This is a genomic window from Pyramidobacter porci (assembly GCF_009695745.1).
GTDB lineage: Bacteria > Synergistota > Synergistia > Synergistales > Dethiosulfovibrionaceae > Pyramidobacter > Pyramidobacter porci.
Window position 1 is genome coordinate 90,321 of the sequence record NZ_VUNH01000001.1, and the last position, 25,166, is coordinate 115,486.

Consider the following 25,166-nt stretch of genomic DNA (forward strand, 5'->3'; position numbering starts at 1 on the left):
GAAGCGCACGCATTCCAGTAAAAATTTCATTCTGGTGGAGTGAGGCATAAATGTTCATCACGATAGAAGGGATCGACGGCTCCGGCAAGTCGACGCAGGCCAGGCGTCTCGCGGCGCGTTTGAGGCGCGAGGGCAAAAAAGTGACGGAGACGCATGAACCGGGAGACTGGGCGCACGGGGATATTCTGCGCGCTCTTCTGCTGAACGGGCGGCTCCGGCATCCGCTGACCGAGATCATGCTTTTTGTGGCCGACCGGTGCGAACACGTCGCGCAGGTCATTCAACCCGCGCTGGATCAAGGGGAATGGGTCGTTTGCGACCGCTATAACGACTCCACCCGGGCCTACCAGTGTTGGGGACGCGGACTGGAAGAAGACATGCTGGAGAGCCTGATAAAGTGGTGCGGGATTCCGGAGCCGGATCTGACCGTCTGGCTCGACCTCCCGGTGGAAGAAGCGAGGAAGAGGATGTCGGGGCGCGGCGAAAGCGATAGGATCGAAAGCGAAGACTTGAAGTTCCATCGGGCCGTCGCCCGCGGATTCAGGAAATTGGCCGAAAGGAACGCTTCGAGATTTTTCAGAGTCGACGCCCGGGCGGGCGAGGATGAGATCGAAGAAGCGGTCTTCTCCGAATTGAAAAGGCGTTGCGTCAGATGAGTCAGAGCGAAGTTTTTTGGCAGAGTGACGTTCATTGGCGCGATTTGCTGGAATTTATCGCTCGGGGATCGATCCCCGGTTCGATCGGCATCGAGATCCGTCTGCCCTGGCAGCGGGAAGTCATGCTCTCGCTGGCTCGCCGCATCCTGTGCGAATCAGGTTCCGCCTGCGGCCGGTGCCCGTCGTGCCGGGCCTGGGTTGACATTGAACATCCCGACCTGTTGGTGGCCGGAGAACCGGATGCGCCAGCGCCCATCGACGAATGCCGCGCGAAAAGCGCCGACCTGTCGCTTTCTCCCGTCGTCGCGCCGGTGCGACTTCTGGTGTTTTACGCCCCCGAAAAGATGAGCCCGGGAGCTGTGAACAGTCTGCTCAAGATCACCGAAGAACCGCCGTCCAAAGGACGTCTTCTGTATATGATGGACCGCGGCACTATTCTTTCTACTTTGCGAAGTCGTCTGTGGATGTTGTCATTCTCCGTGGAAGAAAAAATCGAACCTTTGACGCCTCCGGCTTCTCAGTCCGAATGGCTGCGCTGGTTGAAAGACAACGAGAAAAACGACGGACAGAAATGGTACGCCATGGCGCATGGCTATGCGTCGTGGCTCTGCAAAAACGGGGAGCTGAAGCGCGCCGGCATGCTGCGTCAGCTTGCCGAGACGGCGCTCGCCACCCACCTGTCCGCGGCGATGTGGACAGATCTTTTGTTTCTTCTGTTGAGAGAGGAGTATCCCTTTGAGCATGTATTTGACGATTTTCGGCAAACCGCGTTACCTGGGGCTGATCGTTGCCGAAAACAACATTCGTTTTGAAAAAGGAGAGCAGCTGCTCGTAGAAAGTTCGCGGGGGACGGAGATCGCCGTCGTCGCCGGAGAGATCACTGAACGCCAGGAAGCTCTTTACCGGGCCATAGACAACCGTCAGGAAGGGCAGTCGGGCAACGATTCCGGGCTTCAGAACGTAACCTTTCTGCACAAGGCCGAGACGGAAGATCTGGAGAAAGAAAGGAACAACCGCGGCGAAGAAGAGCGCGTTCTTGTCGCCGCCAGACAGGTATTGAGTCGTCATGATCTCGACATGAAACTGGTCGACGTGGAATACATGAATGACCGCAAAAAGCTGTTCCTGTATTTCACTTCCGAGCAGCGCGTCGATTTTCGCGCTTACGTCCGGGATCTGGCCCGAGAATTCCGTACGCGCATCGAGCTGCGGCAAATCGGCGTCAGAGACGAGTCCAAAGTGGTCAAAGGGATCGGCGCCTGCGGCCGCGTCTGTTGCTGCAGCTACTGGCTCCATCGTTTTATGCCGATCGGCATTAAAATGGTCAAGGAACAGAATCTGGCTCTTAATCCGACCAAAATCTCCGGGCTGTGCGGACGGCTTATGTGCTGCATGAGCTTTGAACAGAACACGTACCATGAATTGTGGAAGGGATTGCCGTCCCACGGAGCCAAGATCAAAACGGAACAGGGAACGTGGATCTTGACGGGCGTCGATCTGACGACGCGGACCTGCAGCATTCACGGGCCGGAGGGGAACGTCAACATTCCCGTGACGATGTATCAGCAGTTCAAGGAAACGCTGCTTGCCGGCAAAACGTGGAGCAACGATGAACACGGCCTTGACGAGAGAGGGCAGCCGTTGATGGCGTTTGATGGAGAAGCCCCGCTTGTTGGCGAGGAGCGCGGCTGTTTCAGATGTGACGGCTGTTGTCAGTACAGCGGAACGAAAAGAATGTCGGGCGATTGCGACGAAACGCGGGTGACGGTTGCAAGCGTTGCTGACGCAACAGCGGGCAATGAGAAAGGCACTGCAGAATATGCAGAAGCACGCCGCCGGCATCGCCGGAAGAACACCCGCGTTTTTGCAGCAGGGGGCAAGGCAGACTCTAGGAACAAAGAGGAGCCAATTGGGGAGCAGAAGAAAGCGGGGCAGAAAAATATTCTCCAGAGGGACAAGGCAAAAACTCCCTCAAGATCGTCCGGCTCCAAAAATCAGAAGCGCAGAGACGAGCAGGGGACCGACGCGCAGCAGTCCCAGATCTCTGGAAGCATGGAGGCGGCGGTGTCGGCAGAGCAGCGCCGCTCGGGAGCGTGGGGGCAGCGGACCTCCGGTCATGGATTTCATCGCCCGAGCTCCAGGAAAAGATCTGTCTCTGAACCATCTTCGCGGGCAGATTCTTCTGAGGAGGGGAAACTCTAGCCCATGTCCTTTTTCGACACGTTGAAAGAGAAACTCAACGGCGTTCGTCATCGCTGGAGCGCCAATATAACGCGGCTCTTCGGCGGCACGATCGACGAAAACTTTTGGCTGGAGCTTGAAGATGTGCTGATCGCCGGCGACGTGGGGCTGGAGACGACGGAAACTTTCCTTGACGAAATGCGAGCGTATCATGCGCGACGCCGCTGCGATGGAAAAGAGCTGCTCCGACATTTCAAGGGCGAACTGATGAAACGTCTCAACGAAGTCCCATGCATGGGGGCGCCCCTGCAAAGCGGCGAAAATGGTCTCTCGGTCATTTTGATGGTCGGCGTGAACGGCAGCGGAAAAACGACCACGACGGGAAAGCTGGCCTGGCTTTACAAAAAGTCGGGCAAAAAAGTCATCGTCGCCGCCGCGGACACCTTTCGGGCCGCGGCGATAGAGCAGCTGCAGGTCTGGGGCGAAAAAAGCGGGATCCGCGTGATCGCGCAGAAGCAGGGCGGCGATTCGGCCGCGGTCGTCTTCGACGCGCTCTCGGCAGCGCGGTCTTCCGAGGCGGATGTCCTGATCGTGGATACCGCGGGAAGGCTTCAGTCCAAGCACAATCTTATGGAAGAACTGGGAAAGATCTATCGGGTGATCAAGCGTGAAGTCGGGAAAGAGCACGTGGAAAGCATCATCGTGCTCGATTCGGTCATCGGTCAGAACGCTTTCCGGCAAGCGGAAGTCTTCAACGAAGTGGCGCCGCTGACCGGCGTCGTTCTCGCCAAGTACGACAACACGGCCAAAGGCGGGATCGTCTTGTCGATCGCCGACAAGCTCGGTCTGCCCATTCGTTACATCGGTCTTGGCGAAGCGCCGGAAGACCTGAAACTTTTCAACGCCGAAGAATTCGTGGAAGCTCTTTTCGGAGAAACGGCGCCGGAAAATTAACTTATTGGAGGCTCGTATAGCATGATCCCACGGTATGAGACGAAAGAAATGAAAGAAATCTGGTCTCTCGAGAACCAGTATCGGAGCTGGGAAATCGTAGAACTGGCCGTTTGCCACGCCTGGGCGAAAGACGGCGTCATCCCGGCCGAGGCGATGGAGAAAATCGACGCGCGCAGCGGCTTCGACGCCGACGAGATCCTGAAGATCGAGGCCGAAGTCCAGCACGACATGATCGCTTTCGACACGAACATGGCCGACCATGTGGGGCCGGAAGGCCGTTACATCCATCTCGGCCTGACCAGCAGCGACGTGGAAGACACGGCGAGCGCCCTTCGCCTGCGGCAGTCGCTGGACGTCGTGATAGGCGAGCTCGACGTTTTCATGAAAGACGTGTTCGAACAGGCGGAGAAATACAAATACACGCCTGCCGTTGGGCGCAGCCACGGCGTTCACGCCGAGCCGATCACTTTCGGCCTGAAAATATTGAACTGGTATTCGGAACTGCTGCGGGACCGCAAACGCCTCGAGAACGCCAGAGAGGAAATTTCTTGCGGAAAGATTTCCGGCGCCGTCGGCACCTACGCCCATTGTCCGCCCCATATCGAGGCTTCCGTCTGCGCCGAACTGGGGCTGAAGCCGGATCTCGTTTCGACGCAGATCATCCAGAGAGACCGGCACGCCGTCGTCATGTTCGCTCTGGCCAGTCTCGGCGCTGCGATGGAACGGATCGCCACCGAGATCCGACACCTGCAGCGCACGGAAGTGCGCGAGGCGCTCGAGCCGTTTGGCAAGAAACAAAAAGGTTCGTCGGCGATGCCTCACAAGCGCAACCCCATCCAATGCGAAAAAATCTGCGGCATGGCGCGCATGCTGCGCTCCTTTACGGTCGTGGCGCAGGAAAACGTCGCCCTCTGGCACGAACGCGACATCAGCCATTCCAGCACCGAGCGGATCATCTGGCCCGACGCCTTTCATCTGGCCCATTACATGCTGAAAACGCTCGGGCGCGTCGTCCGCGGTCTTGACGTGTCGCCGCAGCGTCTGCAGGAGAACCTCGAGCTGACCGGCGGGCTCGTGTACAGCCAGCGCGTGCTTCTTCAGCTGGTGGAGAAGTTCAACATGCGCCGCGAAGACGCCTATCTGGCCGTGCAGCGCAACGCCATGAAGACATGGAACGGCGAAGGGCATTTTCTGGATCTGTTGGCCGGCGACGAACTGATCAAGGGGAGAATTGATCGAACGGAACTGGCGCAGCTTTTTACAAACGAGTATTACTTCCGTTTTGTCGACGAGATTTTTGCTCGTTTTGAATAGTTCCAACGATATCATTTCAAGGAGGGGTCTGTAGTGAAAAGTCTGTTTGGCAACGCTCGTCTGCCCGATCGAAATTTAGCGCTTGAGTTCTGCCGCGGCACGGAAGCCGCCGCGATGTCGGCCGGGCGTCTGATGGGGCGCGGCGACAAAAACGCCGCCGACGGCGCGGCCGTCAACGCAATGCGTTACATGCTCAATACCGTTGATATGGATGGCATTGTGGTGATCGGAGAAGGTGAAAAAGACGAAGCGCCGATGCTGTTCAACGGCGAACACCTCGGCACCGGCAAGAACGCCGAAGTGGACATCGCGGTGGACCCCATCGACGGAACGCGTTTGACGGCGCTCGGCATCAGCGGCGCGATCAGCGTCGTCGCCGGCGCGCCGCGCGGCACGATGTTCAATCCCGAGACCGTTTTTTACATGAACAAACTGGTCGTCGGTCCCGAGGCGAAAGACGTCATCGACATCGAAGCCCCGGTGGCGGAAAATATCCGCCGCGTCGCGGAAGCCCGCAAAAAGGCCATGGGCGACATCACGGTCGTCGTGCTGGACCGTCCCCGTCATGAGAAACTCATTGGAGAGATCCGCGCCGCCGGCGCCCGCATCAAGCTCATCACCGACGGCGATATCGCCGGAGCGCTGCTGACCTGCAAGCTGGAGCGCGGCGCCGACATGCTGATGGGCATCGGCGGCACCCCCGAGGCCGTCATCACGGCCTGCGCCATCAAGGCCATGGGCGGCAACATGCAGGGCAAACTTTGGGCCCGCAACGACGAGGAGCGTCAGAAGGCGCTTGCTGTTGGGATGGATTTCGATAAAGTGCTGACGATCGACGATCTGGTTTGCAGCGACGACGTGTTCTTTGCCGCCACCGGCATTACGGACGGCGACTTTTTGAAGGGCGTTCGCTATGAAGGCGAACGGATTTATACGAGTTCCCTCGTGATGCGCGCCAAAAGCGGAACGGTCCGTTACATCGACGCGGTGCACAGCCTCTATAAGCTTGATAAAATTGCCGGCATCGATTACAAAGCATGATCGGTCTTCTTGAAATGAGGCCGCCTCAAGAAACAATTGAGGCGGCCTCTGTGCTATTTTTTGATGAATTCTATCCAGCGCTAAAGCGCTGCATATGAGCGGAGCGAAGTGGCATCATTTGCCTTTAAAGGCAGTTCTGGGGTTTTGAGACAGTCTCGTGCCTTGGAGCTTAAAAGAAGCTTTGCCTTTTAACGAAAAACTACGATGAAAAATTTATTCCTCAGGCATCGTGGTATAATCATGAAAATTGTTCTTATTAAAAGGCTGAAATTGATTCTGTGTGTTCTCTGGCGGCGGAGTTTGCTCCGGCGCCTTGTAGTTTTGCTGAAGAGAGAGTGGTGTGAATGAGCGCGTTGAACGTGCGGGAGTTGATCCCGCTGATCGATGATCTGGCTCCCTTCGAACTTGCGGAGCGTTGGGACCATTGCGGCCTGCGGCTCGGCAGATATGACGCGCCCGTCGGCGAGATCGCCGTGGCGCTGGATTCTTCCGCGGAGGCCGTCGGGCAGGCGGCGCGCCTCGGTTGCGGGCTTTTGATCACTCATCATCCGCTGCTGTTCGCGCCGCAGGAAAATATGATCTGCGACCGTTGCGATCCGAAGACCGTCGAAGCCGCGTTTCAAAACGACGTCTGCCTTATCGCCTGTCATACGAATTTCGACAGCGCCCGCGGCGGCGTGAACGAAAGACTGGCGCAGCTGGCCGGACTCAAAGACGCGAGGCCGCTCGAACCTCCGGCGACGGAGCGCGGTTTTGGCATGGGGGCAGTCGGTTCCGTCTTTTCCGCCCCGGCCTGTGAAATCGCCCGTGAAATTGCGAGGAAATGGGATCTGTCCGGCTATCGCCTCTATGACAGCGGTTCGGCTGTGGATCGCGTCGCTTTGTGCGGCGGTTCGGGCGGCGATCTTTGGAAGAGGCTGGAACGGACCGATTCCGTGCTTTACGCGACGGCCGACCTTCGGTATCATGAGTGCATGGAAGCCGTCGACGCCGGCCTGAGCGTGATGCTTTGCGATCATGGCGAGATGGAAAATCCGCCGCTGTCGTATTTTTCGAAAGCTTTGGCGCAGAAGACGGGCTTGCCGGTCCATTTCCTTGATCTGATCGGTCCCAAACGCCGCCGGGAACGCTGGTGCAGCGTCGAGCGCCATGTTTCAGCTTGAAATCGAGGGGTTCTCCGGTCCGCTCGATCTGCTCTGCCATATGATCGATCAGGGGCAGATCGAGGCTGCGCGGGTCAGCGTCGCCGAGGTTATCTCCATATACGGCGCCTATCTGGCCCGAAGCGGCGGCCTGCCGATCGCTTCGATTGCCGAATTCATAGCGCAGGCGGCGCATTTGGTGCGGCAAAAAGCTTCGTCTTTGCTGCCGCGCTACGAGCCTTGCGAAGACGACGGTGAAATCGCCGTACTGGACGATGACGAAGATGTCGAAAGTCTGTTGGAGCGTTATCGTCCTTACCGCGAGGCGGTCTCGCGGCTGGTCGGGCTGAAGGAAAAAGCCGACCGGCGCCGTTTTCGCAAAGGGGAGGCGCTCGATCCGTTTTTCGATCTCGGCGATCTTTATTCGCTCTCTCTGCAGTGGCTCGAACTGCTCAATCGTCGTCGGAGCGCAAGTCTCGAGCTGCTCGACGAAGACGACTGGGACGACGGCGGGGTGCCGGCGCAGATCCCCGACGAAGTGCAGGTGGAAAATCGCATGGAGCGCGTGCTCGAGCGCCTGACTGCCTTTTCGGAAGGGCTGTCGCTGCGTTCCCTGCTGAAAGAAGAGCCGGGACGCGGCGCGCTGGTGGTGACTCTGCTGGCGCTGCTGGAGCTGTCGCGGAGGAATTTTGTGACGCTGGTGCAGAAGGAGCTGTTTGGCGATGTCTTCATCACGGCAAGAAGAGCCTGAAAATCTTCTGCTGCGGCAGATCGAAGCGATCCTCTTCGTCGCGTCCGACGGCGCTTCCGTGTCGGAGATTTCGCTGGCGACGGGCCGGCCGGCGGCCTCGGTGCGCAAGGCGTTGACTCAGTTGAGCGAAAGTTACGCCCTTTCGCACGGTCTGGAAGTCGTCGAACTCGGCGGGAAATGGTTCATGACGACCGCCGACGATCTGAGCGAAACCATGGATAAATTTCGCGCCGCCGACGAGAGCGAACGCGTCAGGCTGACGCGGGCGTCTCTTGAGACTCTGGCGGTGATCGCTTACAGCCAGCCGGTGACCCGTTCCGAGATTGAGGCGATTCGCGGCGTGCGCTGCGACCGCGTCATCGACACGCTGCTCGGGTACGGACTGGCGCGCATTGCCGGACGGCGGAAAAGCACCGGTTCGCCTCTTCTGTACCGCACGACGACGAAATTCCTGGAGATCTTCGGGCTGGGGGCCATCTCCGATTTGCCGACGATCGACGAACTCGAAGAGCTGAAGCGGCACCGTCCGGAAACGGAAAATCCTTCTGCGGGACTGGCAACGGTTCCGGAAACGGAAAGCGAGGCCGCCGAGGATGAGGCTGAATAAATATCTGGCCCTCTGCGGAGTCGGCTCGCGACGCAAGGTCGAAGGGTTCATCTTCGCCGGACGCGTCGTTTGCGGAGGCTATCAGGTCACCGAGCCGGGCTACGACGTTCCCGACGGGGAGATCGTCACGGTCGACGACGTAGAAGTCCGTCCGGAGAGAAAAATCTACATGGTCATCCATAAGCCGCGCGGCTATATCTGCGCCGTGAGCGACCGCAGTTATCCCGTGATCCTCGATCTGCTGCCGCGCGAGTACGACTATTACCGTCTGTTTCCCATCGGGCGTCTGGATCTGCAGAGCGAAGGGCTTTTGATGCTGACGAACGACGGGGATTTCTCGCAGGAGATGATCCACCCCCGCGCGGGGATCACGAAAGAATATGAAGTTTTGCTCGACCGCGTGCCGGACGAACGGGAAATACGGCAGCTCCGGGAAGGAACGATTTTCGAAGGGAAAAGGCTCCATCCCGTCGGCGTCGATTTTTTGCGACGGGAGCCGGAGGGGCGGTGGCTGCGCTTCGTCCTGAACGAAGGTGTCAAGCGCGAGATACGTCTTATCGCCGAGAGCGCCGGGCTGAAAGTCCAGGTGCTGTTTCGCCGCCGGATCGGCCGTATGGAACTGCGACATTTGAAAAGCGGCTGCGCCCGTGAGTACAGCGCAGATCAGCTGCGCCGCATGATCCGGCACGGCGGCGCCGTATAGAGCGGATGTTTAAGGAGGAAGCGACAGTGAACTGGACGGGAGTTATCGCCATCGACGGCCCTGCGGGCGCCGGCAAAAGCACCGTAGCCAAGCTTGTGGCCTCGAAACTGGGCATCAGTTATCTTGACACGGGAGCGCTCTATCGGGCGCTGGCTTATTACCTCGACAGCCTTTCGATCCCCGCGCAGGAGAGCCCGGAACTTAGAAAGGCCCTTTTCGACGTAACGGTGGAGATCCGCGCTTCCTCCGTTTTTCTCAACGGCACGGACGTTTCTTCCTTGATCCGTACGCCGGCGGTCGACAGGATCGCCTCGCTTTATTCCGCGCTGCCCTCGGTGCGCGAAAAACTGCTGATGCTTCAGCGCGATCAGGCTCTCAAAGGCGGTCTGGTGGCCGACGGGCGCGATATGGGCACCGTGGTTTTTCCGTATGCGCCGGTCAAGGTGTTTTTGACGGCTCAGGCTGAAGTGCGCGCACAGCGCCGTTATGACGAACTGGCGTCCCGCGGTGTGAAGGTCGATTATCGGAAACTGCTCGATGAGATTCTCCAGCGGGACGAAGCCGACGCCAAGCGAAGCATCGCGCCGCTGAAGCAGGCGCCCGGCGCCGTGCTGCTTGACTCGTCCTCGATGAACGCCGAACAGGTGGCGGACGCGATCGCCGATATCGCGCGGGCGGTGTGCCATGTTTAGAGCGTTCCTGTACTGGCTTGCCAAACACCTTTGTTTTGCTGTTTTGAAAATTCACAACGGCTTGAAAGTGACCGGGAGAGAGCTTGTGCCCAACGACCGCCCCGTGATCGTCGCCGCGAATCATGTCAGCAACCTCGATCCCGTCGTGGTAGGATGCGTGTTCCCGGGGCGGCTCCGTCCGCTCGGCAAGGAAGAGCTTTTTCAGATCAACCCGTTTTTCACCTGGCTCATGAACAATCTCGGCGTGATCTCCGTCAGCCGGACGACGGAAAAAGCCGCCGCGCTGGCGTTGAAAAAATTCCTTTCCCTGCTGAAAAACGGCGAAAGCCTGATGATTTTTCCCGAAGGGGCGCGGTCGTTCGACGGCCGCCTCAAGCCGCTTGAAGGAGGCGTCGCCGTGCTGGCGACCAGCGTAGACGCCCCCGTGATCCCGCTGTATATCGAAGGGACTTATGAGGCCATGCCCGTAGGTTCCTCCAAAATCAAGCGCAGTCCCATTACGGCGCATTTTGGCCCCCCCATCATGCCGCTCCCCAAGGAACGGCGGGGCTCGTTGAAAGAGGAGCGTGAACGGATACGAGTCACTCTTCAGAACGAACTGGAACGTATGGAAAAGGAGAGCATTGGCTAACGTCGCTGCCTCCGGATTTCAAAAACCGTACGGCGGCTTGCCGCCGCGCGGTGATCACCGGCCTGGAACTGCCGCTGCGCGACGATCTGGATCTGCTTCTGGAAGAACTGCGCCTGCTGTTGGCGAACATCGACGTGGAAGTCGTCGCCGTTTCTACGCAGAAAAAAGACCGCCCCGACCCTGCCTTTCTGCTGGGAGCCGGCAAAGTGGACGAGCTGAAAATCTTGGCTCATGCCTCGGAAGCCGATCTGATCGTCTGCAACGACTTGCTGACGCCGATCCAACTCAGCAACATGCGGCGGAAGACCGACTGCGAGGTGTGGGACCGGGCGCTGGTCATCATGAAGATCTTCGAGCGCCGCGCCGCGACCGCCGAGGCCAAACTGCAGGTGGATCTGGCGCGGTGCCGTTACGAAATGCCTCACATTCGCGGCTTGGGAAAGCAGATGTCGAACGCCGGAGCCGGAATCGGCACGCGCGGCCCCGGCGAAACCGAGTTCGAACGGCACCGCCGCAAGCTGCAGGCCCGCATCGTCGAAGCTTCGCGCAAACTGGAGGAGATGAAAAAGCGCCGCCAGGGGCAGCGGAAGCAGCGCCGCCGCAGCGGCATTCCCACGGTGGCTCTGGTAGGCTACACGAACAGCGGCAAGACCACGCTGCTGAAGCGTCTCAGCGGCGACAAAAAACTTTACGCCGCCGATCAGCTCTTCGCGACGCTGGACACGGCGGTCCGTTCGGTTCGTCTGCCGTCGGGGAAAAACATCCTCATGGCCGATACCGTGGGATTCATCCGCGAACTTCCGCCGGAATTGATCGCGGCCTTTCGGACGACTCTGGAAGAAGCCTGTCAGGCGGATATGCTTCTTGTGGTGCTCGACGCCAACGATCCCGATCTGACGGCGACGTACGACGTGATCCAGCAGACTCTTGACGAGATCGGCGCGGCTGCGCTCCCAAGGGCCGTGGTGCTGAACAAGGTCGATCGGTCGGGGCTCTTTCGGGTCGATCGGATCAAAGCGCAGCTGAGGCGTGACGGACTGCCGGTATGCGCTTTGAGCGCGCTGACGGGCGAAGGCGTCGAAAACCTGTGGGGAGTTTTCGATTGGCTTGCCGTGCGCCGCAGCTGAGGAAAGGAGAAAATAAATGCTTTACAGCATGACAGGTTTTCATCGCGTCAGGAAAGATTCTCCATGGGGAACCCTTGCCGTGGAACTTTCCAGCGTCAATTCCCGCTATCTGGAAATCGCCGTGCGCGCCGACCGGGAACTTTCGAGTTTTGAACCGCTGATCCAAAACGCCCTGCGCAGCCGTCTGGCGCGCGGCAAAGTCGTGGCGCGCGCGGAGATCAGATGGGCGCCGGCGCTGATGCGCGAACGCCTGAACGGCGACGTCCTGCGGGACTATTACCGGGAGATCCAGGAACTGCAGGGCGAACTCGGCGGGCCGGTGCCCGCGGTGACAAGTCTGCTTTGTCTGCCCGGCGTCACCGAGTCCTCTTCCCTGATGGACAAAACCTCCGGCGAAGTCCAGCCGGCGTTGTTCGAACTGCTGGATCAGTGCGCGGACGGCCTGATAAAAATGCGCGGGGCCGAAGGCGAGGCGCTTGAGCGCGACATCATGCAGAATCTCGAAGAGTACGACGGCCTTCTGGAGAAAATCGCCGCTCGGTGGCAGAGCATCTCGCCGCAGTTTTTCGACGACTATCGCGCCAAAATCACGAAAACGATCGCGCAGCTCGGCTATGAGGCGGACCCGGCTCGTTTGGCCCAGGAACTCGTGGTCCTGGCGGATAAGTGGGACATCTCCGAAGAATTGACCCGTTCGTCGAGCCACACGTCCCAGTTCCGCACGCTTTTGAAAAACGGCGGACCGGTGGGACGCAAGCTGGACTTTCTGGTGCAGGAAATGAACCGGGAAATCAACACGATGGGCTCCAAATCGGCCAGCACCGAGCTTCGCTGGCTTGTGGTGGACGGCAAGACGCTGCTCGAACGTATCCGCGAGCAGATCCAGAACGTGGAGTAGGCCATGGCGCGAACGCTTGTGCATGTCGGGTTCGGCAATATGATCGTGGCCGAACGGATCGTGGCGATCATCCAACCCGCGTCTTCTCCCGTCAAAAGGCTCAAGGAAGAGGCACGCGCGGCCGGCCGTCTGATCGACGCCACGAAAGGGCGCAAAACAAGGGCGATCATCGTGACGGACAGCAATCACGTTCTGCTTTCGGCCATTCAGCCGGAAACCATCGTCAATCGTATTTCAGAAGGGGACAGCGCCGATGACGAAGAATAGGAAGGGAACGCTGTTCGTCCTTTCCGGACCCAGCGGCGCCGGAAAAGGCACGATCCGCGCCAGAGTTTTCGAGGCGCTTGATGGATTGAGCTATTCCGTTTCCTGTACCACCCGTGCTCCGCGCGACGGAGAACGGGACGGCGTAGACTATCGTTTCGTCACGCCGGAAGATTTTGCGGCGCATATCGCGGCGGGAGACTTCCTCGAATGGGCCGACGTGCATCGCCACCGCTACGGGACTTTGAAAAGCGATGTGGAAAAGGTCTTGAACGAAGGCAAGGACATGTTTCTGGAGATCGACGTGCAGGGAGCGCTTCAAGTCAAGAAAAAGATGCCCGAAGCCGTAACGCTTTTCGTTGTGCCGCCGTCCATCGAAGTCCTTGAAAAGCGTCTCAGAGGGCGGCATACCGAAGGCGAAGCCGAGCTGCGGCTTCGCCTTCGGAACGCCGTTGAAGAAATGAAACAGCGGGACCGCTACGATTTCGTGGTGGTCAACGATTCCCTGGACGAAGCGGTGGACCGCGTGTGCCGCTTCGTGGAGCAGCGCCGTCAGGCTCTTTGAGGAGAGGTAAAATGAATTTTCATAATCTGGATAAGATAATGGACAACGTAAACGTGCACAACAAGTACCTTCTCACGGCGATCATCGCGCAGAGGGCGCGCCAGATCAGCGAAGTGAAGGGAGTCAACGGGATCCTTGAGAAGCATCCCGGCGAAAAGGCCATCGCTTTGGCGCTGTGCGACATGGAGGATGGAAACGTCAGCGTGCAGCTGCAGGCCGAAACGATCCCCGACGCCATCGAGAACGAGCTGGAGTCGGAAGCGGCGTTCGAGGAGGAACAGAAGAAGCTGGAACGCGCCGCGGAGAAAAAAAGTTCCGGATCTGCGGACGGTCGTCGGAAATAAAAGCGGTCTCGGGCTCGGAGCATGTTTCAACTGCAGGTTTTGATCCCCGGGCCATGGTGGCATGAACTGACGTATCTGACGGACTGCGACGTGCCACCCGGTGCGCGCGTGCTCGTTCCGATGGGGCAGGGCGTCCGCGTCGGCCTTGCGGCGGGAAGGACGCAATCCGCGGCGTCGATCCCGCTGAAAAACGTTCTGCGGATCCTCGACGCTCAGCCGGTGCTGAACCGTTCGTATCTGCAGGCCGTACATGAAATCGCCCGGGCCTTTTTGTGTTCGCCGTCGGAAATCCTGCGGCTGCTGGTACCGGCGTCATTTTGGCGAAGAGAAGCTTTTGCGCCGTACGGAGAGAGCGGAAAAATCCCGTTCTCGTTTGAATTCTGTTATCGCTATGACGATGAAGAGCGCTGGCGCTTCTATCGCGAAAAAATCCTCGCCTGCCGCCGTGGCGCGCTGGCGCTCTTTCCGGAACGGGAACAGGCGCAAAGATTTTATAAAAGCTTGCTCGGGGCGGTCCCAAAGGAACGCCTGATCCCGTGGCCGGCGTCGGGCGCTCAGGCGGCGACCAAGAGCTGGCGCCAGGCGCTGTCCCGCGACGACATCGTGATCATCGGCGGTCCGGGCGCGGCGGCTGCGCCGCTTGCCACGCCGGGACTGTTCATCGTCGACGAAGAAGCGAATCCATCCTGGCGCAGCAAAAAACGCCCGTCGTTCTCGCTGAGGAGCTTTGCCGCGGCCCGCGCCCGCGCCGCCGGCGGCTGCCTGGTCGTGGGCGGGAGGGTACCGTCGTCGCGAGTGTTCAAAAACTTTCACCCGGCCGAGCGGAAAACGCCGGCGCGGTCCGTCGTGCGCATCCTTGACTTTCACGGCGCTTCGCAGCTTCCGTTCAGGGGGATGCAGTTCCCGCTGCCTCTTGCCGACGTGCTTGTGACGGAAACGCTGCGGCATGCGGCCGACAAGCGCGTCGTCTTCTGGCTTTTGGACCGGCGCGGCGTGAGCGGCGAGCTGCAGTGCGCCGATTGCGGCCGGGCGGTGCAGTGTCCGCGCTGCGGCGCCGCCATGGCTTTTGAACGGGACGAGATGCGCTGTCCGCTCTGCGGCGCCAAGGCGAACGTGCCTGGAGTCTGCCCGCAGTGCGGCGGGCGGATGTTCCAGGGCACCTCTCCCGGTCTGGAAGCGCTTCAGCCGATGGCGCAGAATCTTTTGGGTGACAGCCCCGTGTGCCTCTGGCACGCTGAAAACCCCTCGAACCTGACCGAAGGGCGCCGCCGGCTTGCCGAACTGAAGCAAAAAGGCGGACTTTTGCTCGGCTCGCGGCGGGCCTTGAGTCTGCTCGATCAGATACATCCGGCGCTGATCGCGTGGCTGGACGCTGACGCGGAAGCGCGCCAGCCCGATTATGCGTCACACTTCTCAGCGTTTTCCATGTTCGAGGAATCCCTGTGGCGAGGACGGGAAGCGCGCACGGTCATGTTTCAGACGCGCCGCCCCGGGCAGTCGGTCCTCAAATCTCTTCAGGCCGGCTGGAGCTATTTCTGGCGGGAAGAACTGGCGGAAAGAAGCGCCTTCTCTTTTCCCCCTTGTTCGCACATGGTCAAAATGGAACTGCCGAAAGGCTGGAAGGAGAAGGACGACTTTGTCTTCGGACTTGACGAAGCCGGTTTTACGACCATGCAGTCCGATGCGGCCGGCGCGGCGCTGACCGTCTTTACCGCGCGCATGGCGCCGTTGCGGCGTTATCTTGAAAAATATTTCACCATCCGGAATTCCCGCCGAGGTTTTCCCAGCGTCAAAGTGTGCTCGGACTGACGGGAATTCCGCTCACATGAAGGAGTTATGCAATGGCAATAGTGTCGATCGTCGGACGTCCCAACGTAGGGAAGTCATCGCTGTTCAACAGGATTATCGGCGAACGCCGGGCTATCGTCGACGATATGCCCGGCGTTACGCGCGACCGTTTGTATGGCTGCGTGCAGTGGAAGGATAAAAGTTTTTATGTGGTCGATACGGGCGGCCTGCTGCTGAAAGACAAAGACCCGATCATGGAGGGCATGAAGGATCAGATATTCCAGGCCATCGAGGAAAGCGACGTCGTGATCTTCCTGGTCGACGGCAGCCAGGGAGTCACCTGGATGGACGAAGACGTGGCGCAGGTGCTCCGCTCTCATTCTTCGATGGTCGTTCTCGCAGTCAATAAAATAGACGACTTCAGCCACGAGGACGACGTCGTCGAAGCCTACTCGCTTGGTTTCGAGAGAGTCGTCGGCGTCAGCGCTCTCCATGACCGCGGCGTTGACGAGCTTCTGGATCAGGTCGTGCAGACCTTGGGTGATAAAGAGGATACGCAGCGCCCGGAGGAAGGCGTCGTCAGCGTGGCGCTCGTCGGCCGCCCCAACGTGGGCAAGTCGAGCATTCTCAACGCGCTGACGGGCAGCCAGCGTTCCCTGGTCAGCGACATCCCGGGAACGACCCGCGATTCGATCGACGCCGTGATCGAGTATAAGGGCGAACGGTTCCGCATCGTCGATACGGCCGGGCTGCGCCGCAAAAGCCGGGTTAAGGACGATATCGAGTTCTATTCCACAGTGCGGACCATGGATGCGGTCGATCAGTGCGACGTGGCCATCTTCGTGATGGACGCGCGGGAATTGGCGACGGAACAGGATCAGCGTCTGGTGGGGGAGATCCTCGCCCGCGGCAAGGGCGTCGTCCTCGTGGTCAACAAATGGGATCTGCTGCCCAACACGCCGGAGACCGGCGACGAAGTGAACAGGAAGCTCCGCGAGGAGTTCCGCTTCGTCAGCCATGCGCCGGTGCTTTTCACTTCGGCAGTTTCCGGCCGCCGCCTGCATCGGCTGCTTGATCTGGTCAGCCAGGTGCGCAAGCGCCGCCAGTCCAGATTCAGCACGACAATATTGAACCGCATCATCCGCGACATGCTGGCTTTTGACCGTCTGCCGACAGACGGCACGGGACGCCGGCTGCGGATCTATTACTGCACGCAGAGCGCCGCGGTGCCGCCGACATTCGTCTTCTTCGTCAACGATCCTTCAATCGTGACGAAGAACTTTGAAAACCACCTGTCAAGAAAAATTCGCGAAGCGGGAGATTTTGATGGCGTTCCGCTGCGCCTTTTTTGGCGTTCCAGCCATGGAAATAACGAAAAGGCTTGACCTTTCAGTGACATTGCGTTTAGAATAAGGGCGCCTCATTATGAGGTGCCCTTTTCATGCAGGCTTTTCGTATCGATAATTTAAGGAGGCAGAGAAAAATGACAAAGAACGATCTGATCAATGAAGTTGCTGCAAATGCCGGTATGAGCAAGAAGGCTGCGGGCGAAGCGATTTCGGCTACTTTTGCTGCGATCGAGAAGGCCCTTGCCAAGGGAGACAGGGTTCAGCTGGTTGGTTTTGGCACATTTGAAGTCCGCAGACGTGCCGCCCGCGTGGGGCGTAATCCTCAGGACCCCAAGAAGACGATCCAGATTCCCGCCAAGAAAGTTCCTGTTTTCCGTGCCGGCAAGGGACTCAAGGAGCAGGTCAACTAGTTTTTCGCAATTCCGGAAACGGCGTGCATGAGTTCTTTAAAGAAAGGCGCTCAGTAAAAACTGAGCGCCTTTCTGCGTGAGCGTCCGGCGTTTGGGCCGCGTGCGGAGCATGGCGGATTTTTTCTTTCTTGCATTGCATTAAATTTGAAATACCTGTTATTTTCAATTGCATTGTGTATTTATTATCTTAATATTTGACGAAAAGTCTTGGATAAACCGGCGTAAGGTCTCGACTCCGGAAGGGGACGTAACTTGAGTATCTTCCCATGCTACATTATTATAAATCTTAGCAGTAAATTCAATGTTTAGTTTTCGTTTTTTTACAACGGACTCGTGATTGACGGTATTCTTTTCCTCGTGTAAGCTTTTTCTATGCAAGTAAGAAAAGCTGAATTTCTTCTTGCTAAAATTTATGTATGCGGAGGGGATAAGTAATGAAAAAGTTTGTTGTTGGTCTGCTGACCGCGGCGTTGTTTGCGGGAGCTGTTTCTGCGATGGCGGCGGAACCCGCGAAGTTCCATATCGGCGTGTGCACGGGCACGGTTTCTCAGTCCGAGGACGATCTTCGCGGCGCGGAAGAGCTGATCAAACGCTATGGCGATGTCGCCAACGGCGGCATGATCAAGCACATCACCTACCCCGACAACTTCATGACCGAGCAGGAAACGACGATCTCCCAGATCGCTTCGTTTGCCGACGATCCGCTGATGAAGGCCGTCATCGTCAACCAGGCTATCCCGGGGACGACCGAGGCCTTCCGCCGCATTCGCGAAGCCCGGCCCGACATCCTGCTGTTTGCCGGCGAGAACCATGAGGACCCCGGCGTTATCGCGCCTTCGGGGGATCTTATCATTCACTCCGACAGCATTGCCCGCGGCTATCTGATCATCCTCGCCGCTCACAAGCTGGGCTGCACCGATTTCGTCCATATTTCCTTCCCCCGTCACATGAGCTATGAGCTCATGTCTCGCCGCGCCAAGATCATGGAAGCCACGTGCAACGATCTGGGCATGAAATATCACTTCGAGAGCGCTCCCGATCCCACCAGCGACGTCGGCGTGGCCGGCGCGCAGCAGTTCATCCTTGAGCACGTTCCTCAGTGGCTCGACAAGTATGGCCCCAACACCGCTTTCTTCTGCACCAACGACGCCGAAACCGAACCTCTGCTGAAGAGGATCGCCGAGAGCAAGGGGTTCTTCATCGAAGCCGATCTTCCTTCGCCTCTGATGGGCTACCCCGGCGCGCTGGGCGTCGAGCTTTCCGACGTGGCGGGCGATTTCCCCGCGATCCTGAAACGCGTTGAAGACGCCGTTGTCGCCAAGGGCGGCGCCGGACGTATGGGCACTTGGGCATATTCCTACGGCTTCACGACTACGTTCGCGCTGGGCGAGTATGCCAAGAGCTGCATCGAGAAGGACGTTTCCCCGAAGAATTTCCGCCGCAACTTCAAGCGCGAAGACCTTCTTGCCGCATATAACGGCGCTACGCCGGGCGCAAAGTGGAACGGCACCGTTTACATGGATGCCAACACGGGACTCGAGCTGAAGAACAACATCCTCGTCTATCAGGATACCTACATCTTTGGCAAGGGCTACCTCAACATGACCGACGAAGTCGTTCCTGAAAAATATCTGCAGCTGAAATAGCAAAACTTTATGCGGCAAAAACGGAGCGGGGGGAGTAATTTCGACCTCCCCCGCTCTGTTTTTTAAGCGTTCGTTGCGAGAGGCGGCCTAAAATTCTGAAAATATACGGCAGCAATCACTGCTTTAAAAGGGAACATACTCTGACGCTGATGAATGTGGCGTCGGAAGAATGCAATAAATCAAATTCTGACCGCTTAAGCGGCGTTTTATCCAGTAAAGGAGGTACTCGTCCATGGGAGGAGAACCTTTGCTTCGTGTGGAACAAATAGGCAAAGCCTATTTTGGGAATCGAGTTCTTAAGAATATTTCGTTCAGCCTGGGCAAGGGGCGGATCCTTGGTCTGGTCGGGGAGAACGGCGCGGGAAAGTCGACGCTGATGAACATTCTGTTCGGCATGAATGTGATCGCCGAGACGGGAGGCTACGAGGGGAAGTTTTACATCAGCGGCAAGGAAGCTGATTTCCGCAGCCCGAACGATGCGCTGGAGGCCGGCATCGGCATGGTCCATCAGGAATTTTCGCTGATTCCTGGCTTTTCGGTCACGGAGAATATCGTTCTCAATCGCGAGTCTCTCGTTTACAATCCTCTGGTTGAAGCTTTCGGCGATCGCCTGAAGACGCTGAACCGCGCCGACATGAAACTCCGCGCCGAAGAGGCGATCAAAAAGCTGAATTTCTCGCTCGACGGCGAGACGCTTATTTCCGAACTTCCCGTCGGGCATAAAGAGTTCACCGAAATCGCCCGCGAGATCGACAAGAGCAAAACGCAGCTTCTGGTTCTCGACGAACCCACGGCCGTCTTGACCGAGAGCGAAGCGGAGATCCTGCTTGATTCGATGCGCCGTCTGGCCAAAAACGGCATCGCGATCATTTTCATCTCGCACCGCCTGCGCGAGGTCATGGAAGTCTGCGACGACATCGTCGTTCTGCGCGACGGAGAAGTGGTGCTGACGACGGAGCCGTCGAAAACGACCGTGCGCGAGATCGCCAGCAGCATGGTGGGACGCAACATTGAAAAGGCGGCTCAGGGCGATGCGGAGGAGCGCAAGTTCGGGCGGGAAATCCTGAAGGTCCGCAATCTATGGGTCGATATGCCCGGTGAAACGGTGCGCGATGTCAATCTCGACATCAAGGAAGGCGAAATCTTTGGTATCGGCGGTCTGGCCGGACAGGGAAAACTTGGCATCTCGAACGGCATTATGGGGCTTTATGCGTCTGGAGGAGCGGTGGAATTCGACAGCAAGGCCGTACAGCTGAACGACCCAACCTCGCCCTTGTCGATGGGAATCTCCTCGGTTTCCGAGGATCGCCGCGGCGTCGGTTTGCTGCTCGACGAATCGATCGCGTGGAATATCATCTTTACGTCATTGCAGAATCAGAAACGTTTTCTCAAGCCGTCGTGCGGCGGTCTGGTCAAGGTTCGCGACGACAACGCTATTTTGGAATGCGCCAGAAAGTACATTCAGGAGCTGGAGATCAAGTGCGTCAGCCCGAAACAGCGCGTGCGCGAGCTCTCCGGCGGAAATCAGCAGAAGATCTGTCTGGCCAAAGCTTTCGAGACGCATCCGAGACTGCTTTTCGTTTCGGAACCGACGCGCGGCATCGACGTCGGCGCGAAAAAAGTCGTGCTCGATACGTTGAAGAGGTACAACCGCGAACTCGGCATGACCATCGTGATGATCTCTTCCGAACTGGAAGAGCTGCGTTCGATCTGCGACCGCATCGCGATCATCGACAAGGGAACGGTCGTCGGCATCAAGCCCGCTTCCGCTTCCTCGGAGGAGTTCGGCTATCTGATGCTTGGTACCAGCGAGGAGGCTGCGAATCAATGAAAGACATCAAGAATTTTATCGAGGATGTTGGCTGGCCGCGAATCCTCATCGCGTTATTCCTGCTCTCGTTATTTGTGCTTGCCCCGTTTGTCGGCGTCCGTCTTGACGCGTCGATCAACGACACTTTGGTGCGTTTTGGCATGAACGGCGTCATGGTGCTGGCCATGGTGCCGATGGTCCAGTCGGGCTGCGGCCTCAACTTCGGTCTGCCACTCGGCATCATCGCCGGACTGCTTGGTGCCGTGACGAGCGTCGAGCTCGAAGTCACCGGACTGCCGGGCATCCTCACCGCCATGCTGATCGCCACGCCCATCGCCATTGTGCTGGGATGGTGCTACGGGCTTCTGCTCAACAAGGTCAAAGGCAGCGAGATGATGATCGCCACCTACGTGGGCTTTTCGTCCGTCGCTTTGATGTGCATCATGTGGCTGGTATTGCCTTACAAGAGCCCGAACATGGTCTGGGGCTATGCCGGCAAGGGACTGCGCACGACCATCTCCATCGAAGCTTTCTGGCAGAACGCCATCAGCGGCATCGGCGCGTTTCGCATCAACGAGTTCTTGGCGTTTCCCACGGGAATGTTTCTCTTCTTCCTGCTGCTGTGCTGCGTGATGTCCCTTTTTATGCGGACCCGCACCGGAACGGCCATGACCATCGTCGGTTCCAATCCCGATTATGCCCGCGCCAGCGGCGTGAACATCGACAAGATGCGCACGCTGTCGGTCATCCTTTCTACGTGGCTGGGCGCGATCGGCATCATCATGTACGAACAGTGCTTCGGTTTCGTTCAGCTTTATATGGGGCCTTTTTACATGGCGTTTCCAGCTGTGGCCGCGATCCTGATCGGCGGCGCCTCCGTGAAAAAAGCCAACATCGTCAACGTGATCGTCGGAACGATCCTGTTCCAGGGGATTCTGACGATGACGCCGTCGGTTATCAACAGCATGATCCAGACCGATATGTCTGAAGTCATTCGTATCATTGTGTCGAATGGCATGATCCTGTACGCTCTGACTCGTGTGACGAAGGTGAGATCCTGATGAACAATACGAATAAATTCAAGATGTTCCTGATCAGGAACGCGGTGCCCATTGTCTTTCTCGTCGTGAGCGCGATTGCAATTCCCATTTCTCGGTTTTCGCTCGACTATCTGGTTCAGGAGATGCTGATCCGCCTGTCGCGCAACTCGTTCCTCGTCCTTTCGCTGCTCGTCCCCATTATGGCGGGAATGGGGCTGAACTTCGGCATGGTCCTGGGGGCTATGGCGGGGCAGCTCGGGCTGATCTTCGTCAGCGACTGGAACGTTGTCGGCCTGAACGGCATGGTGCTCGCCGCGGTCATCGCCACGCCGCTGGCGATCTTTTTCGGCTGGATCTGCGGCGTTGTCCTGAACAAGGCCCGCGGCCGCGAGATGGTCACTTCCTATATTCTGGGATTTTTCATGAACGGCGTTTACCAGCTGGCGGTTTTGTACGGATTTGGCAGCATCGTGCCGATTACGAACACGAAACTCGTGCTGTCGAGAGGATACGGAATCAGAAACACGATCAACCTCGACAGCATTCGCCGTTGTCTTGACGACTTGATTCCGCTTGAAATCTTTGGAATTCAGATTCCCGTCGCAACGTTTATCGTCATTGGCCTCTTCTGCCTGTTTATCGTTTGGTTCCGCAAGACCAAACTGGGGCAGGACATGCGCGCGACCGGACAGGACATGGGCGTGGCCGATTCGGCGGGCATTCCCGTGCTGCGCACCCGCGTCATTTCCATTGTGATCTCGACGGTGCTGGCCTGCTACGGGCAGATTATTTTCCTGCAAAACGTCGGGACGATGAACACCTACAACAGTCACGAACAGGCCGGCGTGTTCGCCATCGCCTCGCTGCTGGTCGGCGGCGCGAGCGTCAGCCGCGCTTCCATCTTGAACGTTTTCGTCGGCGTGATCCTGTTCCATCTGATGTTCGTCGTGTCGCCGATGGCCGGCAAATATCTGACCGGCGACGCTCAGATCGGCGAATTTTTCCGCGTCTTTGTGTCGTACGGCATCATTTCGCTGGCGCTGGTGCTTCACGCCTGGAGACGGCACGCCGATCGCGAAATTGCCCGCGCGCAGTTCCGCGGTCAGAATGCGGACGGAGGCACGAAAAAATGAAGATGAAAAGAGTCCTTGTGAATCTCGCGATAATTTTTGTTTTTGCGGCGCTTGGCTGGTACTGCTACGACCATGGCAAGGCTTACGACTTCATCGTCGAAAACGTCGCCTGCCAGGATGAGGGGCAGACCGTCGGGGCGATGGAGGCCGTTCAGATCTCCATCGATTCCGGAGAAGGAAAGATCCTTTATGCCGACGACCGCGACCAGGCCGTCGCGATCGGCAGCGGCACGCACAGAGCCAGAATCGATGTCCTCGATATGAACGACAAACCGATCGAAGGGCAGAGCCGGGTTTTCGCTTTCAAGCTGTCAGCGCTTGGAAAAAAGCCCGTTCTGAACGTTCCCTTTGCGTACAGGCACGGCAGTCCCGCCGCGAAATAACGAATCTGTCGAGGAATAAAGGGCGCGCGTCGCGTTTTTCATAGATAAAATACTGAAAAAACTCGCTTCTCTCTTGACAGAAACTGATCTTTGAAGTAAGTTTTACAGGCTGCTGGAAAGAAATATCCGTCCAATTTCTTTTGTGCGAAGGAGTAACATGATCAATGTCCAAGAATGTCAACAGAAAGGTCACTCCCAAGGGAAAGATTGTTCGCCGTCTTGGCGCCAACGTATTCGGCAACCCCAAGTACGATAAGCTGCTGGGCAAGAAGGCCACGCCTCCCGGAGGAGCGCCCCGTCGTCGTGCGAAGCAGTCCATTTATGGGCTTCAGCTTCAGGAGAAGCAGAAGATTCGTCTTGCCTACGGTGTGAGCGAGAAACAGCTTCGCGCCGTTTACGTCGCCGCCAAGAAGATGGATGGCGTTACCGGCAGCAACATGCTGATTCTGCTCGAGAGCCGCTTCGACAACGTGGTCTATCGCCTCGGCTACTGCGTCACCCGTCCTCAGGCCCGTCAGCTTGTTCGTCACGGTCATTTCCTCGTGAACGGCCGCAAGGTCGATATGCCCGGCGTGCGTCTCAATCCCGGCGACGTCGTCACCGTTCGCGAGAACAGCGCCGAGATGGTGGTTCTCAAGCAGAACCTCGAAGCGGCGGCAGCGGTTTCCAAGCCCGCGTGGCTGACTCTCGAAGGCGGCAAGGGAACGATCGTTCGTCTGCCCGAACGGGCGGATATCCCCAACATCGCCGACGAGCAGGTCGTCGTCGAGTTCTACTCCAAGTAAAAAAGCTTCGTGTTTTTGGCCCGTCCGGGAGGACGGGCTTTTTCTATTTTTCCCGCAGAAAACGAAACGGCACGTGTCGTGGAGAAAATCCTCGACGTCGGCTGTTTTTTCAGCTAAAATACATCTATCGGCACAGAATATTTTTACTCTCTGGAGGCTGCGATCATGACTTATAAGATAATTCTCCTGCGTCACGGCGAGAGTCAATGGAACAGAGAAAATCGTTTCACCGGCTGGACCGACGTGCCGCTGTCGGAGAAAGGAATCGAAGAAGCGCGTTCCGCCGGGCAGCTCATGAGGGAAGAGGGCTTTGTGTTCGACAAAGCTTACACGTCCTGCCTCAAGCGCGCCATCAAGACGCTGTGGCTCGCCCTGGAAGAACTTGACCAGATGTGGATCCCCGTCGTCAAAGACTGGCGTTTGAATGAACGCCATTACGGCGCTCTGCAGGGATACAACAAGGCCGAAATGGCCGAAAAAGCGGGCGAAGCCCAGGTGAAACTGTGGCGCCGCAGCTACGACGTGCCGCCGCCCCCCCTGACGCGCGACGATCCTCGGTATCCCGGCAACGACCCACGGTACGTGAATCTGAGCCCGGCCGAACTGCCCACGACCGAATGTCTGAAAGACACCGTCGCCCGCGTGCTGCCCTACTGGAACGAGGTGATCTGTCCGGAGATCGCGGCAGGGCGACGGCTGATCGTCGCGGCGCACGGCAACAGCCTCAGGGCGCTGGTCAAATACCTTGACGGCATCGGCGACGAGGAGATCGTCGGGCTCAACATCCCCACGGGGATCCCTCTGCTTTACGAGCTGGACGAAAATCTGCGCCCCGTTTCGCATCGTTACCTCGGCGATCCCGAAGCCGCGAAGGCCGCGGCGGAAGCCGTTGCCAATCAGGCCCGAAGAAAGTAATCTGACGGCGCACGAGGACCGGAGGCAGTTTCCGGTC

Annotated in this window: 27 protein-coding genes; all 27 read left to right on the forward strand. The window is 58.1% G+C overall.

What is annotated here, in order from left to right; translation table 11 throughout:
• Nucleotides 1–50 precede the first annotated feature (50 nt).
• The 27 genes from tmk to gpmA all read left to right on the forward strand — a co-directional run bounded on the left by tmk (nucleotide 51) and on the right by gpmA (nucleotide 25,129).
• On the forward strand, nucleotides 51–656 hold the full coding sequence (tmk, locus tag FYJ74_RS00440; protein WP_154527668.1) for a dTMP kinase: 606 nt from the start codon (nucleotides 51–53) through the stop codon (nucleotides 654–656).
• Nucleotides 653–1,468 carry a DNA polymerase III subunit delta' gene (locus tag FYJ74_RS00445; protein WP_154527669.1) on the forward strand — a complete coding sequence of 272 codons (816 nt, stop codon included), beginning with the start codon at nucleotides 653–655 and terminating at the stop codon, nucleotides 1,466–1,468. The genes tmk and FYJ74_RS00445 overlap by 4 nt, the downstream gene beginning before the upstream one ends.
• Nucleotides 1,398–2,858, forward strand: coding sequence for a PSP1 domain-containing protein (locus FYJ74_RS11850; protein WP_154527670.1), 1,461 nt, complete (start codon nucleotides 1,398–1,400; stop codon nucleotides 2,856–2,858). Before FYJ74_RS00445 ends, FYJ74_RS11850 begins: the two co-directional genes overlap by 71 nt.
• A gap of 3 nt (nucleotides 2,859–2,861) precedes the next feature.
• Nucleotides 2,862–3,791: a signal recognition particle-docking protein FtsY gene (gene ftsY / locus FYJ74_RS00455; protein WP_154527671.1), complete on the forward strand. Its 930-nt coding sequence runs from the start codon at nucleotides 2,862–2,864 to the stop codon at nucleotides 3,789–3,791.
• 21 nt (nucleotides 3,792–3,812) lie between these two features.
• Nucleotides 3,813–5,105 (forward strand): adenylosuccinate lyase, encoded by a 1,293-nt coding sequence (gene purB, locus FYJ74_RS00460; protein WP_154527672.1) that lies wholly within the window; start codon nucleotides 3,813–3,815, stop codon nucleotides 5,103–5,105.
• Nucleotides 5,106–5,138: 33 nt separating this feature from the next.
• Complete coding sequence (gene glpX / locus FYJ74_RS00465) at nucleotides 5,139–6,146, forward strand: class II fructose-bisphosphatase (RefSeq protein ID WP_326830830.1); 1,008 nt, start codon at nucleotides 5,139–5,141, stop codon at nucleotides 6,144–6,146.
• A gap of 344 nt (nucleotides 6,147–6,490) precedes the next feature.
• Nucleotides 6,491–7,309: a Nif3-like dinuclear metal center hexameric protein gene (locus FYJ74_RS00470; protein ID WP_154527673.1), complete on the forward strand. Its 819-nt coding sequence runs from the start codon at nucleotides 6,491–6,493 to the stop codon at nucleotides 7,307–7,309.
• Nucleotides 7,296–8,039: a segregation and condensation protein A gene (locus tag FYJ74_RS00475; RefSeq protein WP_154527674.1), complete on the forward strand. Its 744-nt coding sequence runs from the start codon at nucleotides 7,296–7,298 to the stop codon at nucleotides 8,037–8,039. Before FYJ74_RS00470 ends, FYJ74_RS00475 begins: the two co-directional genes overlap by 14 nt.
• Complete coding sequence (gene scpB / locus FYJ74_RS00480) at nucleotides 8,011–8,646, forward strand: SMC-Scp complex subunit ScpB (protein WP_154527675.1); 636 nt, start codon at nucleotides 8,011–8,013, stop codon at nucleotides 8,644–8,646. The genes FYJ74_RS00475 and scpB overlap by 29 nt, the downstream gene beginning before the upstream one ends.
• A complete protein-coding gene (locus FYJ74_RS00485) occupies nucleotides 8,633–9,349 on the forward strand; it encodes a pseudouridine synthase (protein WP_154527676.1) in 717 nt (238 codons plus the stop codon). The genes scpB and FYJ74_RS00485 overlap by 14 nt, the downstream gene beginning before the upstream one ends.
• Nucleotides 9,350–9,375: 26 nt before the next feature.
• Nucleotides 9,376–10,041, forward strand: coding sequence for a (d)CMP kinase (gene cmk / locus FYJ74_RS00490; protein ID WP_326830831.1), 666 nt, complete (start codon nucleotides 9,376–9,378; stop codon nucleotides 10,039–10,041).
• Nucleotides 10,034–10,672 carry a lysophospholipid acyltransferase family protein gene (locus tag FYJ74_RS00495; protein WP_154527678.1) on the forward strand — a complete coding sequence of 213 codons (639 nt, stop codon included), beginning with the start codon at nucleotides 10,034–10,036 and terminating at the stop codon, nucleotides 10,670–10,672. The genes cmk and FYJ74_RS00495 overlap by 8 nt, the downstream gene beginning before the upstream one ends.
• 50 nt (nucleotides 10,673–10,722) lie before the next feature.
• Entirely contained in the window at nucleotides 10,723–11,799 is a 1,077-nt protein-coding gene (hflX, locus tag FYJ74_RS00500) for a GTPase HflX (protein WP_326830832.1), read from the forward strand.
• A gap of 16 nt (nucleotides 11,800–11,815) precedes the next feature.
• Nucleotides 11,816–12,697 carry a YicC/YloC family endoribonuclease gene (locus FYJ74_RS00505; RefSeq protein ID WP_154527680.1) on the forward strand — a complete coding sequence of 294 codons (882 nt, stop codon included), beginning with the start codon at nucleotides 11,816–11,818 and terminating at the stop codon, nucleotides 12,695–12,697.
• 3 nt (nucleotides 12,698–12,700) lie between these two features.
• Nucleotides 12,701–12,964 carry a DUF370 domain-containing protein gene (locus FYJ74_RS00510; RefSeq protein WP_009163576.1) on the forward strand — a complete coding sequence of 88 codons (264 nt, stop codon included), beginning with the start codon at nucleotides 12,701–12,703 and terminating at the stop codon, nucleotides 12,962–12,964.
• On the forward strand, nucleotides 12,951–13,526 hold the full coding sequence (gene gmk, locus FYJ74_RS00515; RefSeq protein ID WP_154527681.1) for a guanylate kinase: 576 nt from the start codon (nucleotides 12,951–12,953) through the stop codon (nucleotides 13,524–13,526). Before FYJ74_RS00510 ends, gmk begins: the two co-directional genes overlap by 14 nt.
• A gap of 11 nt (nucleotides 13,527–13,537) precedes the next feature.
• Nucleotides 13,538–13,870: a DNA-directed RNA polymerase subunit omega gene (locus tag FYJ74_RS00520; protein ID WP_154527682.1), complete on the forward strand. Its 333-nt coding sequence runs from the start codon at nucleotides 13,538–13,540 to the stop codon at nucleotides 13,868–13,870.
• 21 nt (nucleotides 13,871–13,891) lie between these two features.
• Nucleotides 13,892–15,679, forward strand: a complete 1,788-nt coding sequence (locus FYJ74_RS00525; RefSeq protein WP_154527683.1) for a primosomal protein N' family DNA-binding protein — start codon at nucleotides 13,892–13,894, stop codon at nucleotides 15,677–15,679.
• Between the two features lie 32 nt (nucleotides 15,680–15,711).
• Complete coding sequence (der, locus tag FYJ74_RS00530) at nucleotides 15,712–17,043, forward strand: ribosome biogenesis GTPase Der (protein WP_154527684.1); 1,332 nt, start codon at nucleotides 15,712–15,714, stop codon at nucleotides 17,041–17,043.
• A 56-nt stretch (nucleotides 17,044–17,099) separates the two neighbouring features.
• Nucleotides 17,100–17,417 carry an HU family DNA-binding protein gene (locus FYJ74_RS00535; RefSeq protein ID WP_268233973.1) on the forward strand — a complete coding sequence of 106 codons (318 nt, stop codon included), beginning with the start codon at nucleotides 17,100–17,102 and terminating at the stop codon, nucleotides 17,415–17,417.
• Between the two features lie 434 nt (nucleotides 17,418–17,851).
• Nucleotides 17,852–19,063: a DUF3798 domain-containing protein gene (locus tag FYJ74_RS00540; RefSeq protein WP_154527686.1), complete on the forward strand. Its 1,212-nt coding sequence runs from the start codon at nucleotides 17,852–17,854 to the stop codon at nucleotides 19,061–19,063.
• Nucleotides 19,064–19,295: 232 nt separating this feature from the next.
• Nucleotides 19,296–20,894, forward strand: a complete 1,599-nt coding sequence (locus FYJ74_RS00545) for a sugar ABC transporter ATP-binding protein (RefSeq protein WP_154527687.1) — start codon at nucleotides 19,296–19,298, stop codon at nucleotides 20,892–20,894.
• Nucleotides 20,891–21,934: an ABC transporter permease subunit gene (locus tag FYJ74_RS00550; RefSeq protein ID WP_154527688.1), complete on the forward strand. Its 1,044-nt coding sequence runs from the start codon at nucleotides 20,891–20,893 to the stop codon at nucleotides 21,932–21,934. The genes FYJ74_RS00545 and FYJ74_RS00550 overlap by 4 nt, the downstream gene beginning before the upstream one ends.
• On the forward strand, nucleotides 21,934–23,046 hold the full coding sequence (locus tag FYJ74_RS00555) for an ABC transporter permease (protein ID WP_154527689.1): 1,113 nt from the start codon (nucleotides 21,934–21,936) through the stop codon (nucleotides 23,044–23,046). The genes FYJ74_RS00550 and FYJ74_RS00555 overlap by 1 nt, the downstream gene beginning before the upstream one ends.
• Complete coding sequence (locus FYJ74_RS00560) at nucleotides 23,043–23,429, forward strand: DUF6672 family protein (protein WP_154527690.1); 387 nt, start codon at nucleotides 23,043–23,045, stop codon at nucleotides 23,427–23,429. The genes FYJ74_RS00555 and FYJ74_RS00560 overlap by 4 nt, the downstream gene beginning before the upstream one ends.
• A 164-nt stretch (nucleotides 23,430–23,593) precedes the next feature.
• Nucleotides 23,594–24,214, forward strand: a complete 621-nt coding sequence (rpsD, locus tag FYJ74_RS00565; RefSeq protein WP_154527691.1) for a 30S ribosomal protein S4 — start codon at nucleotides 23,594–23,596, stop codon at nucleotides 24,212–24,214.
• Between the two features lie 165 nt (nucleotides 24,215–24,379).
• Nucleotides 24,380–25,129 (forward strand): 2,3-diphosphoglycerate-dependent phosphoglycerate mutase, encoded by a 750-nt coding sequence (gpmA, locus tag FYJ74_RS00570; RefSeq protein ID WP_154527692.1) that lies wholly within the window; start codon nucleotides 24,380–24,382, stop codon nucleotides 25,127–25,129.
• Nucleotides 25,130–25,166 lie beyond the last annotated feature (37 nt).

Bases quoted from the DNA above. Each gene is read 5' to 3' on its own strand.
- tmk (WP_154527668.1), top strand. From the start codon at position 51: ATGTTCATCACGATAGAAGGGATCGACGGCTCCGGCAAGTCGACGCAG.
- FYJ74_RS00445 (WP_154527669.1), top strand. From the start codon at position 653: ATGAGTCAGAGCGAAGTTTTTTGGCAGAGTGACGTTCATTGGCGCGAT.
- FYJ74_RS11850 (WP_154527670.1), top strand. From the start codon at position 1,398: ATGTATTTGACGATTTTCGGCAAACCGCGTTACCTGGGGCTGATCGTT.
- ftsY (WP_154527671.1), top strand. From the start codon at position 2,862: ATGTCCTTTTTCGACACGTTGAAAGAGAAACTCAACGGCGTTCGTCAT.
- purB (WP_154527672.1), top strand. From the start codon at position 3,813: ATGATCCCACGGTATGAGACGAAAGAAATGAAAGAAATCTGGTCTCTC.
- FYJ74_RS00470 (WP_154527673.1), top strand. From the start codon at position 6,491: ATGAGCGCGTTGAACGTGCGGGAGTTGATCCCGCTGATCGATGATCTG.
- FYJ74_RS00475 (WP_154527674.1), top strand. From the start codon at position 7,296: ATGTTTCAGCTTGAAATCGAGGGGTTCTCCGGTCCGCTCGATCTGCTC.
- scpB (WP_154527675.1), top strand. From the start codon at position 8,011: ATGTCTTCATCACGGCAAGAAGAGCCTGAAAATCTTCTGCTGCGGCAG.
- FYJ74_RS00485 (WP_154527676.1), top strand. From the start codon at position 8,633: ATGAGGCTGAATAAATATCTGGCCCTCTGCGGAGTCGGCTCGCGACGC.
- FYJ74_RS00495 (WP_154527678.1), top strand. From the start codon at position 10,034: ATGTTTAGAGCGTTCCTGTACTGGCTTGCCAAACACCTTTGTTTTGCT.
- FYJ74_RS00505 (WP_154527680.1), top strand. From the start codon at position 11,816: ATGCTTTACAGCATGACAGGTTTTCATCGCGTCAGGAAAGATTCTCCA.
- FYJ74_RS00510 (WP_009163576.1), top strand. From the start codon at position 12,701: ATGGCGCGAACGCTTGTGCATGTCGGGTTCGGCAATATGATCGTGGCC.
- gmk (WP_154527681.1), top strand. From the start codon at position 12,951: ATGACGAAGAATAGGAAGGGAACGCTGTTCGTCCTTTCCGGACCCAGC.
- FYJ74_RS00520 (WP_154527682.1), top strand. From the start codon at position 13,538: ATGAATTTTCATAATCTGGATAAGATAATGGACAACGTAAACGTGCAC.
- FYJ74_RS00525 (WP_154527683.1), top strand. From the start codon at position 13,892: ATGTTTCAACTGCAGGTTTTGATCCCCGGGCCATGGTGGCATGAACTG.
- der (WP_154527684.1), top strand. From the start codon at position 15,712: ATGGCAATAGTGTCGATCGTCGGACGTCCCAACGTAGGGAAGTCATCG.
- FYJ74_RS00535 (WP_268233973.1), top strand. From the start codon at position 17,100: ATGCAGGCTTTTCGTATCGATAATTTAAGGAGGCAGAGAAAAATGACA.
- FYJ74_RS00540 (WP_154527686.1), top strand. From the start codon at position 17,852: ATGAAAAAGTTTGTTGTTGGTCTGCTGACCGCGGCGTTGTTTGCGGGA.
- FYJ74_RS00545 (WP_154527687.1), top strand. From the start codon at position 19,296: ATGGGAGGAGAACCTTTGCTTCGTGTGGAACAAATAGGCAAAGCCTAT.
- FYJ74_RS00550 (WP_154527688.1), top strand. From the start codon at position 20,891: ATGAAAGACATCAAGAATTTTATCGAGGATGTTGGCTGGCCGCGAATC.
- FYJ74_RS00555 (WP_154527689.1), top strand. From the start codon at position 21,934: ATGAACAATACGAATAAATTCAAGATGTTCCTGATCAGGAACGCGGTG.
- FYJ74_RS00560 (WP_154527690.1), top strand. From the start codon at position 23,043: ATGAAGATGAAAAGAGTCCTTGTGAATCTCGCGATAATTTTTGTTTTT.
- rpsD (WP_154527691.1), top strand. From the start codon at position 23,594: ATGTCCAAGAATGTCAACAGAAAGGTCACTCCCAAGGGAAAGATTGTT.
- gpmA (WP_154527692.1), top strand. From the start codon at position 24,380: ATGACTTATAAGATAATTCTCCTGCGTCACGGCGAGAGTCAATGGAAC.